Source organism: Streptosporangium sp. NPDC002607, from assembly GCF_053592655.1.
In genome coordinates this window covers 168,257-182,452 of sequence record NZ_JBSFWD010000001.1, presented here as the reverse complement: position 1 = coordinate 182,452, position 14,196 = coordinate 168,257, and the positions used below count along the sequence as shown (strand labels likewise).

At 67.4% G+C, this 14,196-nt stretch carries 15 protein-coding genes; 5 read left to right on the top strand and 10 right to left on the bottom strand.

The window, feature by feature from the left end; all coding sequences use genetic code 11:
- The first annotated feature begins 420 nt into the window (after window positions 1-420).
- From ACWD3H_RS00845 to ACWD3H_RS00835, 3 genes are all read left to right on the top strand, one after another.
- Complete coding sequence (locus ACWD3H_RS00845; RefSeq protein ID WP_451953551.1) at window positions 421-1,215, top strand: MOSC domain-containing protein; 795 nt, start codon at window positions 421-423, stop codon at window positions 1,213-1,215.
- 358 nt (window positions 1,216-1,573) lie between these two features.
- A complete protein-coding gene (locus ACWD3H_RS00840; protein WP_355547244.1) occupies window positions 1,574-2,221 on the top strand; it encodes a DUF6461 domain-containing protein in 648 nt (215 codons plus the stop codon).
- A 187-nt stretch (window positions 2,222-2,408) separates the two neighbouring features.
- Window positions 2,409-2,903, top strand: a complete 495-nt coding sequence (locus tag ACWD3H_RS00835) for a TIGR03618 family F420-dependent PPOX class oxidoreductase (RefSeq protein WP_451953550.1) — start codon at window positions 2,409-2,411, stop codon at window positions 2,901-2,903.
- A gap of 83 nt (window positions 2,904-2,986) precedes the next feature.
- On the opposite strand, the gene ACWD3H_RS00830 is transcribed toward ACWD3H_RS00835, so the two are convergent.
- From ACWD3H_RS00830 to ACWD3H_RS00800, 7 genes are all read right to left on the bottom strand, one after another.
- A complete protein-coding gene (locus ACWD3H_RS00830; protein ID WP_451953549.1) occupies window positions 2,987-3,121 on the bottom strand; it encodes a hypothetical protein in 135 nt (44 codons plus the stop codon).
- Window positions 3,122-3,243: 122 nt separating this feature from the next.
- On the bottom strand, window positions 3,244-3,801 hold the full coding sequence (locus ACWD3H_RS00825; protein ID WP_451953548.1) for a dihydrofolate reductase family protein: 558 nt from the start codon (window positions 3,799-3,801) through the stop codon (window positions 3,244-3,246).
- A 297-nt stretch (window positions 3,802-4,098) separates the two neighbouring features.
- Window positions 4,099-4,698: a DUF1707 SHOCT-like domain-containing protein gene (locus ACWD3H_RS00820; RefSeq protein WP_451953547.1), complete on the bottom strand. Its 600-nt coding sequence runs from the start codon at window positions 4,696-4,698 to the stop codon at window positions 4,099-4,101.
- 148 nt (window positions 4,699-4,846) lie between these two features.
- A complete protein-coding gene (locus ACWD3H_RS00815; protein ID WP_451953546.1) occupies window positions 4,847-5,650 on the bottom strand; it encodes a GNAT family N-acetyltransferase in 804 nt (267 codons plus the stop codon).
- Between the two features lie 175 nt (window positions 5,651-5,825).
- Complete coding sequence (locus ACWD3H_RS00810) at window positions 5,826-6,398, bottom strand: hypothetical protein (protein WP_451953545.1); 573 nt, start codon at window positions 6,396-6,398, stop codon at window positions 5,826-5,828.
- 193 nt (window positions 6,399-6,591) lie between these two features.
- Window positions 6,592-7,389 carry a tetratricopeptide repeat protein gene (locus tag ACWD3H_RS00805; protein WP_451953544.1) on the bottom strand — a complete coding sequence of 266 codons (798 nt, stop codon included), beginning with the start codon at window positions 7,387-7,389 and terminating at the stop codon, window positions 6,592-6,594.
- Window positions 7,390-7,555: 166 nt separating this feature from the next.
- Window positions 7,556-8,026 (bottom strand): MarR family winged helix-turn-helix transcriptional regulator, encoded by a 471-nt coding sequence (locus ACWD3H_RS00800; RefSeq protein ID WP_451953543.1) that lies wholly within the window; start codon window positions 8,024-8,026, stop codon window positions 7,556-7,558.
- Window positions 8,027-8,095: 69 nt separating this feature from the next.
- Between ACWD3H_RS00800 and ACWD3H_RS00795 the strand changes: the two genes are divergently transcribed.
- Window positions 8,096-8,545 (top strand): MarR family winged helix-turn-helix transcriptional regulator, encoded by a 450-nt coding sequence (locus ACWD3H_RS00795; RefSeq protein WP_451953542.1) that lies wholly within the window; start codon window positions 8,096-8,098, stop codon window positions 8,543-8,545.
- A 27-nt stretch (window positions 8,546-8,572) separates the two neighbouring features.
- On the opposite strand, the gene ACWD3H_RS00790 is transcribed toward ACWD3H_RS00795, so the two are convergent.
- Window positions 8,573-9,061, bottom strand: a complete 489-nt coding sequence (locus tag ACWD3H_RS00790) for an aldo/keto reductase (RefSeq protein WP_451953541.1) — start codon at window positions 9,059-9,061, stop codon at window positions 8,573-8,575.
- A 211-nt stretch (window positions 9,062-9,272) separates the two neighbouring features.
- Between ACWD3H_RS00790 and ACWD3H_RS00785 the strand changes: the two genes are divergently transcribed.
- The gene (locus tag ACWD3H_RS00785; RefSeq protein ID WP_451953540.1) at window positions 9,273-10,202 is read left to right on the top strand and encodes a superoxide dismutase; all 930 of its coding nucleotides are present in this window, start codon (window positions 9,273-9,275) and stop codon (window positions 10,200-10,202) included.
- 69 nt (window positions 10,203-10,271) lie between these two features.
- On the opposite strand, the gene ACWD3H_RS00780 is transcribed toward ACWD3H_RS00785, so the two are convergent.
- Window positions 10,272-12,122: an ABC transporter ATP-binding protein gene (locus tag ACWD3H_RS00780; RefSeq protein WP_451953539.1), complete on the bottom strand. Its 1,851-nt coding sequence runs from the start codon at window positions 12,120-12,122 to the stop codon at window positions 10,272-10,274.
- Window positions 12,122-13,954 (bottom strand): ABC transporter ATP-binding protein, encoded by a 1,833-nt coding sequence (locus ACWD3H_RS00775; protein WP_451953538.1) that lies wholly within the window; start codon window positions 13,952-13,954, stop codon window positions 12,122-12,124. The genes ACWD3H_RS00780 and ACWD3H_RS00775 overlap by 1 nt, the downstream gene beginning before the upstream one ends.
- Window positions 13,955-14,196 lie beyond the last annotated feature (242 nt).

Here is a 14,196-nt window from a genome sequence, read left to right as displayed (position 1 = left end):
TCAACCCGGTGGTTGAAAGTGCGCGTCCCTTGTACCACCCCCTGAACCGGCGCGGGGATTTCGCTGTTCACCGGTGACCGCGACCCGTACAAGCGGCTCCGAGCCGACTTTTACGGAACCCGCGAAATCGCTGCCCTTCTCCGGCCCGGCAAGACCTCCGAGCCTGTCGTGAGTGAAAGCGGCAGACCTGGGCGATGCCGCCGGGCCCGCTTGGAGAGAAGGTGCCAAGCCGCGTCCTCCGACGGCACCCGCAATGAGTGTTTCACCAGAAGCCGCTACAGGGCTTCCGGCGAACGGACCCCGCCGCCTCATCGAAGAGCATGCGAAACCCGCGTCCCAGAGGGGCCCAATACCCCGCTCCGGACGCCCCGTGGGCACGCTCCCATACCCCAAGAGAGCGCTTTCTCCTATCCTTGCCCAATGGAACTAGCGGAGATCCGCACTTACTCCATCAAGTCCACCAAAGGCATCTCCCGCCCATCCGCCCAAGTTCTCCCCTGGGGTCTGGAAGGCGACCGCCGCTGGGCCGTGGTGGACCCGCTGGGAGAACTGATCTGGGTAGGCGAACATCCCCAGCTTCTCTCGGTTTCGGCCGCCGAAACCCCCGAAGGCGGCCTTCGCCTGTCGGCGAAGAGCATGGGCGAACTCAAGGTCCCCCCGGCCACCGGCGACGCGATCCCGCTAGGTTGCTCCAACCTCGACCGAGCCGTGCTCGCCCACGCCGACGCCCATGAATGGTTCACCCGCCTGCTCGGCAAGCCCGCCCGCCTCATCTGGCTGGACGACCCCAGACGCCGGACCATCACCGAGGAACAGGGCGGTCTCTGGGACGGACCCCTCCTGCTCGTCGCCAGGAGTTCGCTCCAGCGCCTGGACGACTGGATCGCCGAAGGCGCCATGGAACGCCAGGAGCACCCCCCGGACCCCCTCGACGTCGCCCGCTTCCGGCCCAACGCCGTCATCGACGGCGCGGAACCCTTCGCGGAGGACGCCTGGACGTCGGTCCGCATCGGCGAGATCGACTTCCGCGTCTCGGGGTTGTGCGACCGCTGCGCCGCCACCATCTGGGACCCGGCCACTCAGGACCGCGGCAAGGAACCCCTGAGAACCCTGGCCAAACACCGCCGCTGGGACGGAAAGACCTGGTTCGGCATCCGCCTGGTGCCCAGGAACCTCGGCGAGCTGAGAGTCGGCGACGAAGTCCGGCCAGGCTAGCCGGTCAGGCGCTTCAGGGCCGCCTTCACCACCGCGGGGTCGTAAGGCGGGAGCGAGTTGAGCAGGAAGCGGCGCGCAGCACGTCCATGTCACGGGCGACGTCGACGGAGTCGACGGTCGTACAGCGGACCGGTACGAGCGCGGCAGTCGGCGTGCAGCTCCTCGGTGAACGCGTTCCAGGCGTTGAAGCCGTCCTGGCTGCTCATGACAGTGTGCGGCATCCGGTTGTACACCGACGCCGAGCAGATCACCGGGTTGCTGCGCCCACGCCCCGAGGGGCGAACCCGACGATAAGAAATGGGAGCAATTCGCCATGAGGAGAGCTCATTGTGTCGGTGGGTGCTGCGAACATGCCGGGATGATCGCGACTCCTGATGACTATTCCTGGTTCTCCCGCGAGCGCTTCCCCGAGCTGGCGGATGCCTACTGCTTCACCTACGTCCGCGGCCTGACGCCTGAGGAACTGGTGACCCGGCTCGGCGTCCGGGTTGAAGACTGCTCTCGCATGACGCTTGATGAGCTGACGAAGACCGCCTACTCCGGCTACGACGGGAAGAACCTGTTCTTCGGTGCCGTCGCCGTCGGCGACTGGGTGCTCATCGTCGAGGCCCTCGGCGGGCTCGGCATCACCGAAGAGATCACCATGCCGCTGTCGGCGGGCACCCGCCTCGTCTCCCACTTTTTCCTCGAAGTCAAACTGATCGACCACTTCTACTGGATTGAAGACGGAAAGATCCGGTTCGAGTTCGCGCACCAGGAAGGCTATTCCCACTGGATCGAAGACGGAAGGATCCAGCTCGAGTTCCCGTACGAGGAAGGCTACTCAGAGGAGATGCCGGACGAACTCGCAGAGACCATGGAGCGGATCGACTCCGTCTACCCAGGCGCCGACCCCTACGAAGGGCCGGCGTTCCTCCTGGCCGAGCGCCTCACCGGGATCACGCTGACGCCGCAGCTGCTGGAGGAGTCCACCTACCTGTGCGGAGTCGTTTCCAGACCGAGGTGAGCGGTGGTGGATCACTCCGCTGCGAGCTTTTGCGGGTTCCACGGGGGCTGGCCATCGGAATGAAAAAGCCTCCCTGAACCGGCGCGGGGATCCCGTACAAGCCAGGCACTTGACTCGGAACTGGACCGTCGGCGAGCTGTCCTCGGTATAAATTCATCCACCAAGGCGAGATATGGAAATGGGAAATATGGCTGAGGCGGAGAAGGCCACCTATGGGCCGGGCCGGGGGCCCGGGGCTCTGGTTCTCTCGGATAACGCGCTCGCGCAGCTGTTAGGCGCTCACCAGATGGGTGCGCTGGCGACGAACAAGCGCAACGGTCATCCTCAGCTCTCCACCGTGGCCTATGTGTGGGATGCCAAAGAACGCATCGCGCGAATCAGCACGACGGAGGACCGGCTCAAGGTACGTCACCTGCGCAGAGACCCCCGGACCGCCCTGTATGTGTCCAGCAGCGACTTCATGTCCTACGTCGTGGCCGAGGGGGAGGCGGAGCTCTCGGCGGTCAGCGCTGTGCCCGGGGATGCGGCCGGACGGGAGCTTCTTGGTATGCAGCCGCTCTTTGACCATCCGGAGGACGAGGCCGCGTTCCTTGAGAACATGGTCGCGGATCGGCGCCTGGTGATCAGGCTTTGCGTGTCTCGCCTGTACGGGATCGCGGTGGACGTCCCCTCTGGTGAATAGCGCACGTTGATCCGCTCCACCTGCCCGCAGCGGATCCGAACCGGACATCAAGTCACTATGCCGAGGCCCTGGTCCAGCAGGGTTCAGCTGGTGCCCGTCAGCCCCTTGTCCAGGTAGATCCGGTCATCCGGGATACCGAGCCCAGCCAGCGCCTGGCGCTGGATGGTGAGGTCTTGCAGCACGGTTGAGCATCTGGCGTAGCCGATCAGTTCTCCCACCTGGGAAGCGTGCCGTTTACCCCCCTCACCGGACAATTTCGCGGACTGGTCTAACGAGACAAAGTTTCCGCAGGTCGCCATGCCAGGCGGCGGATGATCTCGGTGTCTCGTTGAGGAATCGGCTATCGGACGTCGTAGGTGATCTGCACCATGCCGTTGCCGAATCGGCGTTCTCGCTTCAGGGAGAGAGCGGTTCGAAGCCCGTCTGGCAGGACCGGTGTCCCCGCGCCGACGATGATGGGACAGAGCAACAGCTCGATCACGTCGACGAGCCCAAGCCGAAGCGCGCTGTGGGCCAAGGTCGGGCCCTCTACTGTCAAGTCCCCGGATGCCTCGGCCCGGGCCCTCTCGATCGCCTCGGCCGTCAGCTTTCGCTCCAGCCGAGTGCGCTTGGTCCAGACCTCGGGCAGGCCGGCCGAGAAGACGACCTTCTGTGCGGCCTGCCACGTGGTCGCGAACGCTGAGGACTCAGGCGACTGGGCGGCAATCGCCGGATCGGTCTCCCACCCTGCCATCGCCTCATACATCCGCCGCCCGTAAAGGTAGGTGCTCACCTCGTCGGCGTCAGCGTTGAGCGCCGCGATGACCTCTTCGTCAGGGACCGCCCAGGAGTAGTCGCCCTGGGCGTCAGTGTGGTAGCCATCAAGAGACGATGCGACCGAGTAGATGATGCGATGCACTAACTCGTCCTTCCTGCCGGGTTCGTAAGTGAGACCACGAACGTGAGACTCAAACGACACGTGAGACTCATCGGCCGGACGCTCGCTCGTTCGGAAGGTCGTCGGGGCCCGGGCGCGCGAGCGGCGCTCCGCCACCGTCAGACCGGCCGGGTTTCGCCCCCCAGGGGCGATGCCGTGGTCAGCAGTCGGAGATCTCTCACGTCAGATCATGCTAACGACCCTTGATGATCTTCGACCATCCACGGCAACCCGGCTGAAGATTCGAACTCCGCGCAGGCCACTCCAGCCGTTTGTCGCTCACCGCAGCTGAGCGCGTTTCAGCTTGCGGCGTTCGAGGGCGTTGGGATGGCGGACGACCACGCCTGCCGGGCCGCCGGTGCCGGTGAGGCGGATCAGTGGTGTGCCCGGCAGTCGGTCGGGAGTGGTCTTGTCCCTCAGACCGCCGAGGCCGGGATCCATCCCGCCGGTCTCCACGGCCCAGCCGTCAGGGAGGATGATCGTGACCCCGGCCATCTGGCCGTGTGCTTCCACCTCGACCTCGGGCAGCCGGCAGTCGGCCTGGGTGAAATCGATCTTGACGCCGGCCATGCCGCCGTACGCGATCACTTTCGCGGGTACCTGCCAGCGCCCGACGCGCGACGCGCCGTGAAGGCCTCCCTTGAGGACCAGCGGCTGTCCCGGGTCCGGCGGAACCACGGGCGGCAGGTCGGCGGTGAGGGGCGTCAGATCGGCGTAGGTTCTGGCGGTCAGCGCCCGTTCCAGCCTCTCGTCGAGCTCGGTCAGTTCGATACGGCCCTCAGCCGCCGCCTCGTTCAGCCGTGTCACCACCGCTTCGCGCTCGGCATGGGAGACGCGCAGTTCACCACGACGGAAGGATTCCGGGTACTCAGCGGTCATGTAGTCGATGATACGGAGATGTGGGTACAAACGCGGCTACTGCCGATCACTGGTCAGTGGGCGGCCGGGATGTCGACGGGCACCTGGCTGCGTCGTACGTACCGCACCGCGGCGAGCGTGCCGATGACGCACAGCACGCCGGTGACGGTCAGCGAGGTGTGGAAGCCGTTGACGGCTCCAGTTGGACCTGTGTCTCGGCGTCGGTGAATCCGACCGAGCGGTACACGCGGATCGCGACGTAGCTCGGATCGGCCACCATGACGAGCGTGTGCGCGTTCAGATGTTCCAGAGCGTGCCGGCCGGCCGTGTACACGAGGGTTCCGGAAAGGCCCTGGTTTCGATGTGCCGGGTGGGTGTCGACGGCCTGGTAGCGCGCGAGCCCCGAACCATCGGTGAACAGGCCGAGCCCGGAGACCATGCGGTCGTTCACGAAGGCTCCGAACCACGCGCCGCACCCGCGTTCCTGCAGCCGGCGCATCGCCGCCAGATTGCGCTGGGCGAACACCCGGTATCCCTCGATGTCGGGACCGGGGTTGGTGGCCTCCTGCAGTGCCAGCGCGGCGGACCAGTCCTCGTCGCCGTTCAGGACGCGGAAGTGAGCGTCACGGTTGGGGCGCGGCGGCGGGTGCACCGCACTGGCCGTCATCACGGTGCTCCGCTCGACATCGAGGCTCGCCGCCGCCAGTTCCTCCGGCTCGCCGGCGTCGCCGGTGACACCGTCGACACCGAGGGCGACGTGGCCGGCGTCCGGGAACTCGTGGTGGAAGGTGCTCACCCACGAGGCCACCGTTCCGGGGGCCGGCGGGGTGTCCAGCAGGATGAAGTTCCCCCAGTGATAGGTCGGGTTGGCGGGCGTCCGGACAGCCAGGTAACCGTCGCGCCGGTCGACGACGCTGCCTTGCAGCCCGAGCAACATCAGATCACTCTGGTATCCCAACGACCGCACAGCCATGGTCAAACCGTACCGGTGCTCTCATCGCCTCACCAGAACCCAGGTTTTCCAGATCGCCGGCCTGTTGAGCCAGGCCGGGCTGGTCATGCGTGCCCAGCTGCTGCGCGAGCCCAATGAGAGCAGAGACGACGCAGCAGACCTACCTGCCGGCCCACAGACCGGCATGGCTCCTCGGTCACCGGCTCTTGGCGGGCTCTCCTTCCAGCGCGCTCCTGATCATGGCGAAGCTTTCCGTGATCTTCCCGGCGAGGCCGCGCGGGATCTCAAGGAAACCCACCGTGTCGGCGTCGGCCCAGTAGCAGTAGGTCCCGTCGTCGGTGTTCCGGCAGGAGGCCGCGCCGCGGAGCGGACCGGTTCCCACGTAGACCCAGTCCGTCTGCGGGTTCTCCCTCTCGCGGTCCTGAGCGGTCAGCCAGTCCACGGCGGCCTTGGGATCGGTCACCTCGGCCTGCGCCCCGGTGGCGTAGAAGGATTTCAGGCGCGGGGTGTCCTGGTAGAACGTGGTGAGCTGGGTGCCGGAGATCTTGTGGTGCGGCCCGTCCGGGAGCTTGAAGCGCTCCTCGGCGGGGGTCGCCGATACCAGGTCCAGTGCTCCGATCGCGGTGGGGAAGGGCGTCGCGAAGGTTCCCGGGGGTTTCGGCGGGTTCTGGGCCGATGAGGCGTCCTCCTGATCCGCTTCGACGGTGAAGGTACATCCCGCGAGAACGCCGACCGCGAGCGTCATGAGGGAGATTCTTGCGATGTTCATGGCGTGAGGATGGCCCAGTGCACTTGTGCGCTGGTTGGATCTCTCTGGCACCTGATGGAAATCATCGCGATAGACGGGGCACGGGTGCACGTATGTGACCTGGAGGCGCTGGACGGAACATCTGTCGTGGAAGCGAAGCCGGTCCTCGGCCGAGGAGTCGAGCGCTGAGCCGATCGGCGAGGGCCGATACGGGTCACGTCCTGCCGGGGGTGATCCCGCACCGTCGGAGCCGTTCGGCCTCGTCGGTGTGGCCGAGCCGTCTCAGCAGGCCGATCGCCTGGGCCAGAACGTCGGGGCGGCCCAGTTCGGCGGCGCTCAGGTAGGCAAGGACCGCTCTCTCCGCGTGACCGGTCTCGCAGAGCAGCAGGACCGCCCATATCAGGGCGTGCACGTCGCCGGTCTCCGCCCGGGTCCGCAGCCAGGTGATCGCCTCCTGGGTGCGGCCCGTCTCGTGCATCAGGTCGACCGCGTGCGCCAGGGCGTCGGGGTAACCCGCCTCGGCGCGGGTGCGCAGCCAGGTGATCGCCTCCTCGGCCCGATCCAGCTGGTACAGCAGGACGGTGAGCCGCCTGAGGGCGTGGGTGTCGCCTGCCTCGGCGCGGGTGCGCAGCCAGGTGATCGCCTCCTCGGCCCGCTCGGACTCCTGGAGTAACTCGACCGCCTTCCACAGGGCGTCGATGTCGCCGGTCTCCGCCCGGGTGCGCAGCCAGGTGATCGCCTCCTCGGTCCGGCCCACCCGCTGGAACAGCTCGACCAGCTGCCAGCAGGCGTCGGTGTTCCCGGCTTCCGCGGCGTGCCGGTAGGCGGCGATCGCCTCTTCGGTCCTGCCCGTCTCCTGCGGCTCGACCGGCCGCCGGCCGTCGCGGACGCGTCCGGCGCCGGCGGCGCGGTTGTGGTCTCCGGGCTGTCCCGCCCCATTGGGGAGAGCAGCGGTCCGGTTGGAGATGTCGGGCGGCCGCCGGAGCTGACCGCCGCTCTCATCGCGGCTCATCACTCATTGCCACTCGTCGCAACATCATCACTCCGTATGGAGCCTGCGGACGGCGAAAATAGACGATATTAAGGTGACATAAGTAATTCTGTCATCTCGCGTAGATCGGTTTTCTGCCTCTCTTCGGAGAGGCAATAATAGACATTTGAGTGTTGCCTAATATATTTTAGGTGATATTTCCGGGATTGGTGGGTGATTTTGCGGGCTCCATCGGGTCCGTCAGGTTGGCCGACATCCGTGTCAGGACGTCGATCGTGGCCAGGTACTCCTCGGCGCTGATCCCCTCGGTGAGGCGGGCGCGGTCGGCGTTCACCTGCCGTCGTAACTCCTCGTGCGCCCGGATCCCGGCGGCGGTGAGGGTCGGCCGCTCCGCTCCCTCCAGCCAGCCCCGCTCGCGCAGGTCGTCCGCCACCGGGCGCAGGGAGGGCCGCCGGTCGTCAAGGAAGGGGGCGAGGGCGATGTCGAGGTCGGCGAGGGTGGGGGAGTCGGTGGCGATGACGTTCAGCACCTGCCAGTGGCGGCGGGTCAGGCCCTGGTCGGCGAGGAGGCCGTCGAGGGAGCCCTCGACGAGGCCGTGCAGGTGCTTGATCCAGTAGCCGATGGGACGTCTCTGGCCGGTGATCTCGGAGATGTTCACGGCGCCGCCTTCCTTGCCCGGTACATGTACTTTGACAATAACATGTATTAGTACATGTATCATTGAGACATGGAAGATCCTCAGGTGGCCGCCGTCGAGCGGGCGATGGTGGCGATCCGGCGCAGCCAGACCCGCCGAGCCCTCCAGCGCCTCGCGGGTGACGTCGAGCTCGACCCCGCACTCTTCGGGGTGATCGACGCTGTGGAGGAGGGGCCGGAGGCCGCGACGGTGACCTCCGTCGCCGGTCGGATGGGCGTCGACCAGCCCCGCGCCAGCCGACTGGTGGCCAGGGCCGTCGAGGCGGGGCTGCTGCGCAGGGTGGCCGACCCGGCTGACGGCCGCCGCAGCACGCTGGAGCTCACCGAACTGGGCGCCGGGCACGCCGAGCGGGTCCACCGCTTCCGCCGTGAGGTCTTCGACGCGGCGATGTGCGGCTGGTCCGAGCACGAAAGGCGGGAGTTCGCCCGCCTGCTCACGGCCTTCGTCGCGGAGCTGGGCCGACGCCACCGGGAAGGCTGACTCCTCTTTCCGCGGTGGGTCCGCCGATCAGGCGAGTTCGTCCAGCCGGGCGATGTCGCTCTCGGTCAGCCGCAGGTCGGCCGCGGCGACGTTCTCCTCCAGGTGTGCCACGGAGCCGGTGCCGGGGATCGCGAGGATGACCGGTGAACGGGCCGGCAGCCAGGCGAGCGCCACCTGGGTGCGGGTCGCGCCATGACGCCCGGCCACCTCGTCGAGCGTCCGCTGCTGCTCCTCGGTGGGCGCCATGCCCGGCGGGGCCTGTGAGGTGTCCAGTCCCGGCTTGAGCATTCCCGCCGCGAGGGGGAAGTAGGGAACGAAGGCGATGCCATGCTCCTCGCAGGCGGTGAGGACGTCCTCGCTGTCCCGGTCGAAGAGGCGGAACCGGTTCTGTACCGCGACCACGGGGGCGACCACGAGGTCGTCGGGGTAGGGGTGGAGTGCCTCGCGGATGAGGTCGTTGGCCACGTGCGGGCCGTAGAAGTCGCCAACTATCAAGTACTTGACGTCATACGTCAAGCACTTCTCCGGACCTTCGAATGGAGCCGGTGCTCGCGGTGGCGTACGTCGGGGTTGGCCGATCCGGGCGGGGCTCTGTACCCCAACGACGTGAGCCGGCTACGACCGGTCTCCCGGCGGTCCGAAGTTCGCGATCTTCTGCGCCGCGGTGCGAGATCGCGTTCTGTGAGCCGCCTTTCCCGGAACGGTATGGGGAGGAATAGTGAGATTCATGAGACCTGTGATCCTCACGACCGCACTGTGCGCCATGCTCGTCGGCCTGTTAGGCGCTCCCGCACAGGCCGACACCACCACGACTCCCCCCGCGGGCTTCCCGCTGCCCGCGGGATTCCAGCCCGAGGGCATCGCGATCGGACCCGGACCGGTGGCCTTCTTCGGCTCGCGGGCGACCGGCGCGATCTACCGGGCCGACCTGCGTACGGGCAGGGGAAGCGTGCTCAGCGACGGGCCGGGCACCCCGTCGCTCGGGCTGAAGACCGACGCGACGGGACGGCTGTTCGTCGCCGGCGGCACCGGCGGCGACGCACGCGTGATCGACACCCGTACCGGCAGGCTGCTCAAGAGCTACTCGCTCGTGAGCGGAGCCGCCTTCGTCAACGACGTCGTACTGGCCCGGAAGGCGGCCTGGTTCACCGATTCCACCAATCCCGTTCTCTACCGGCTCAGGTTGGGCGCGGGCGGCACCCTGCCGGCCACGGCCGACACGGTGCCGCTGACCGGTGCCATCGAGTACGGCCCGGGTATCAACGCCAACGGCATCGCCGAGACCCCCGACGGTGGAGCGCTGCTCATCGTGCAGTCCAACACCGGACGGCTGTTCAAGGCCGACCCGGTGACGGGCGTGACCACGTCGGTGGACCTGGGCGGTGAATCCCTCGTCAACGGCGACGGCCTGCTGCTGGTCGGCCGCACCCTGTACGTCGTGCAGAACCGGCTCAACGTCGTGACCGCGGTACGGATGAGCCGGGACGGCTCCTCGGGGCGGGTCGTCGACCGGCTCACCGACCAGCGTTTCGACGTGCCGACCACGGTGGCGAGGTTCGGCGATCGGCTCTACCTGCCGAACGCCCGCTTCACGACGCCACCCGAGCCGAACACCCCCTACGACGTGGTCGGGATCCGCGCGGCGCGGGCACGCTGACCGTCCTGGCGGGCTGCTCGAATCGTGGATCCCCGGCCGGTGCCCGGACCCCGGTTCGAGCAGCCTCGATCACGCGGAGCCGGTGACAGGGCCGGTGACAGGGCCGGTGACGGAGACGAACCCGGAACCGGGACGGTAGTCGGGGGACTGGTGCCTGAAGTAGGTGTTGTAGACCTGGCAGTAGTGACCACCGCGAGCCAGCAGCGTGCTGTGGTCGCCCTCCTCGACGATCCGGCCGTGATCCAGCACGATGATGCGATCGACGTGCTCGATCGTGGACAACCGGTGTGCGATGACGATGGAGGTGCGGTCGGCCAGCACCCGGTCCAGGCCCTCCTGGATCTGGGCCTCGGTCAGCGGATCGACACTGGCGGTGGCCTCGTCCAGGACCACGATCGCCGGATCCTGGATGAGCAGGCGGGCCAGCGCGACGAGCTGGCGCTGGCCCATGGACAGGGCGCGGCCGTGTTCGCCGACGTCGGTCCGCAGGCCGTCGGGCAGGGCGTCGATCCAGTCGCCGCCGCCGACCGCCGTGGCGGAGGCGAGCACCTCCTCGTCGCTCGCCTCCGGCCTCGGGTATCTGATGTTGTCGGCGACAGTGCCGCTGAACAGGAACGGAACCTGTGGAACCGCGCCGATCTGCCGCCGGTACCCGGCCAGATCCAGCGTGCGGATGTCACGATCGTCGATGCTCAACCGGCCGTCCTGGAACTCGTAGAACCGGGTGATCAGCTTGCTGAGCGTCGACTTGCCCGCACCGGTGTGACCGACCAGTGCGACGCTCTCACCCGCCTCGATGGTGAGGTTGAAGTCCCGCAGGACGGTGCTGTCGGCTTCGTAACCGAACCGGACGTCGCGGAACTCGATGCGGCCCGCCAGCCTGCCGACCGGCTGAGGGTCGGTCTGCACGACCCGGGGTGGCGCGTCGATCAGGGCGAAGACCCGCTCTGACGCGGACAGGCCCTGCTGGAACTGGGACCAGAACGCGGCGATGGAGGTCAGCGGGAACCAGAAGAGCGCGACCCCCTGGAGGAAGAGATACCAGTCGCCGGCGGACAGACCGCCGCCGAGCACCGTGGTACCGCCCAGTTGGACGAGCGCGACCGTGGCCAGCCCGGCGACGAGAAAGAGCACCGGGAAGATGCCGGAGAAGACGAAACCCTGCCTGAGCGTCACCTGGTAGCTCTGCTCGTTGATGGGCCGGAACTCGTCGTAGACCCGCTGCTCCTGGCGGAAGTTCTTGGCGACGGTGATTCCGCCCATGGTCTCCTGCAGGGTGGCGTTCACCCGGCTCAGCGAGCGTTGCGCCCTGCGGGTGCTGCTGCGGGCGACCCGCCGGAACAGCAGCGCGATGCCCACCACGACCGGCACCACGAGAAGGGTCAGCAAGGCGAGCTCGACGCTGCGCAGGAAGAGCAGGATCGTGACGAAGCCCACCATCAACACCTGGCTGATCAGGTCCATCGTCAGGGTGGAGACGGTCGCGAAGTCATCGGTGTCGGAGGTGACCCGGCTGACGATCTTGCCCGACGGGTTCTCGTCGTAGAACGACAGGTCACGCTTGAGTACGGCGTCGAACGCGTCCTCGCGGAGACGCAGGACGACGTCTCCGGTGACCTTCGCGCTGTACCACTGGCGGACGAAGTTGAACAGCCAGCCGAGCACCCCGGCGAGCAGCAGGCCGACGATGAGCTGCCGGCCCACATCGGCGATCGTGCCGTCCTCGATCCCGTCCACGCCCCAGCTGACCAGCAACGGCATGGCCGCCTGGGTCAGTGAGAAGAGCACGATCATGATCGCGACCAGGACCATCGCGCCCAGCTTCGGCCGGAAGTAGGACAGGATCCGGCGGAGTAGATCACGATCGTTGTAGGTGCGGTCGTAGTCCTCGGCGTCGAGGCCGTCCATGATGAAGCCCATCAGCCCTGCCCTCCCTGCTCGCCCGCGAGGACCACGCCCGGGTCGGTGGTGCCTGCCAGGTCGACCTCGTCGTAGTGGGCGAAGATCCGCCGGTAGAGGCGACTGCGGGCGAGCAGTTCGTCGTGCGTGCCGTAGTCGACCAGCTCGCCTCGGCGGAGCAGCAGAACCTTGTCGGCCCAGCGGATCTGGGAGAGCCGGTGGGTGATCAGGAGCGTGGTGCGCCCGTCGAGAACGCGATCGACGGCCTGCTGGATCCTGTCCTCCGTGGCGGAGTCGATCGCACTCGTCGAGTCGTCGAGCACGAGGATCGCCGGATCCGTCAGCAGTGCCCGTGCGATGGCCAGGCGCTGGCGCTGGCCGCCGGAGAGGGTGATGCCGCGCTCACCGATGACCGTGTCGTAGCCGTCGTCGAGCTCGCCGATGAACTCGGCGGCCTGGGCCTCCTCCGCCGCCTTCACGACGGCGCTCCGCTCCACCTGCTGGCCAAGCCCGAAGGCGATGTTCTCGGCCACCGACCTGGAGAACAGCACGATGTCCTGCTCGATGGTGGAGATCTGGGAGCGCAGCGAGTCGAGGTCCCACTCGCGCACGTCCACGCCGTCCACCAGGATCCGGCCGGCGGTGACGTCGTAGATCCGGGGGACCAGCTTCGTCAGGGTGCTCTTGCCCGAGCCGGTCTCGCCGACGATCGCCACGGTCTCGCCCGGCTGCACGGTGAACGTCACCCCGCGCAACACCGGATCGTCCTCCCCGTAGCCGAACGTCACGTTCTCGAAGTGGATCGCCCCGCTGATCGGTGCGGCGTGGCCGTCGGCGCGCCGCCCGAATTCGGTCTCGGTGTTCATGATGCTCAGGATCCGGCGGGCGGACACGATGCCGAGCTGGACCAGTGAGAAGGTGAAGATCGACATATTGGTCGGGAAACCGATCATGTTCACCAGGCTCATGAAGGCGACCAGCTCGCCGATCGTGATGTCGCCCGCGGCCTGGAGGTAGAAGCCGTGCCAGAGCGCCCCGGCCATCGCGAAGGCGAAGAGCAGGGTCGGCAGGTAACGGGCCTGGACCAGGCCGTTGCGGACGAAGGAGTCGCGATAGCGTCGCGCGCGCGCCCGGAACCGCCGCCGCTCCTGGTCCTCCTGCGCGGACACCTTGATGACCTCGATGCCGCGGACCGCCTCGTTCAGCCCGGCGTTGAGATCGCCGAACTGCTCGCGCATGCGGGTCGCCACCGGGTTGAGCTGCCCCATGTAGTGCCAGAGTGCGAGAACGAAGACGACCGCGAAGACACCGGGCACCAGCAGCAGCCGCGGGTCGATCGTGGCGATGAAGACCAGGGGCACCAGGCCGGTCAAGCTGGAGTCGACGATCAGGTCGATGCCCGGGGAGATCATGATGGAGAGCTGCCGGATGTCGTTGGCCGCCCGCGCCATCAGGTCGCCGACCCGCTGTCTGTTGTGGAAGGTCTGGCTCTTGCCGAGCAGGCTGACGTAGAGCTCGTCCCTGGTGTCCCGCTCCAGCCGCTTGGCCAGAACCTCGCTGGCCAGGCGTGCGATGAGGTCGAAGGCGCCGCGGGCCAGCACGATCGCCAGCAGTCCCAGCGAGATCAGGCCCAGTTCCCGTGCCCCGCCACCGTTCTCGCCCAGCACGGTGTCGAAGGCCGCGCCGGTGAGCCCGGGGACCGTGGCGTTGAGCACGACCATGATCAGCGATGCGCCGAGGAATCCGGTCAGCTGGAGCGGATGGCGGCGGACATGGGACCAGAACCAGCGCACCGGACCTCGCCTGTCATGCGGGCGACCGGAGACGGAGAACTCCGAACTGCTGATGGTCACAGGTTCGCTCCCAAGCAGATCGAGGATGAAAGTCGAACTTGCTTTCTATCACCGGGCGCCGACACTTTCCCATGCATTTTCTCGGCCCCGCCCTGCCCGTCACGGGCGGACACGCGGGCCGACCCGGAAATCGGGATACCGTCAGGCGAAATCGGCGGGTGCCCTGCGCGAGGACCTTAGGAGGGGAATCGTCGTGGCGCACGTTGAGGTCGGGCAGCCCACATGCAAGATATGACCCCCTT

Bases quoted from the DNA above. Each gene is read 5' to 3' on its own strand.
- ACWD3H_RS00845 (WP_451953551.1), top strand. From the start codon at position 421: ATGGAACTAGCGGAGATCCGCACTTACTCCATCAAGTCCACCAAAGGC.
- ACWD3H_RS00840 (WP_355547244.1), top strand. From the start codon at position 1,574: ATGATCGCGACTCCTGATGACTATTCCTGGTTCTCCCGCGAGCGCTTC.
- ACWD3H_RS00835 (WP_451953550.1), top strand. From the start codon at position 2,409: ATGGCTGAGGCGGAGAAGGCCACCTATGGGCCGGGCCGGGGGCCCGGG.
- ACWD3H_RS00820 (WP_451953547.1), bottom strand. From the start codon at position 4,698: ATGACCGCTGAGTACCCGGAATCCTTCCGTCGTGGTGAACTGCGCGTC.
- ACWD3H_RS00815 (WP_451953546.1), bottom strand. From the start codon at position 5,650: ATGGCTGTGCGGTCGTTGGGATACCAGAGTGATCTGATGTTGCTCGGG.
- ACWD3H_RS00810 (WP_451953545.1), bottom strand. From the start codon at position 6,398: ATGAACATCGCAAGAATCTCCCTCATGACGCTCGCGGTCGGCGTTCTC.
- ACWD3H_RS00805 (WP_451953544.1), bottom strand. From the start codon at position 7,389: ATGAGCCGCGATGAGAGCGGCGGTCAGCTCCGGCGGCCGCCCGACATC.
- ACWD3H_RS00795 (WP_451953542.1), top strand. From the start codon at position 8,096: ATGGAAGATCCTCAGGTGGCCGCCGTCGAGCGGGCGATGGTGGCGATC.
- ACWD3H_RS00785 (WP_451953540.1), top strand. From the start codon at position 9,273: ATGAGACCTGTGATCCTCACGACCGCACTGTGCGCCATGCTCGTCGGC.
- ACWD3H_RS00780 (WP_451953539.1), bottom strand. From the start codon at position 12,122: ATGGGCTTCATCATGGACGGCCTCGACGCCGAGGACTACGACCGCACC.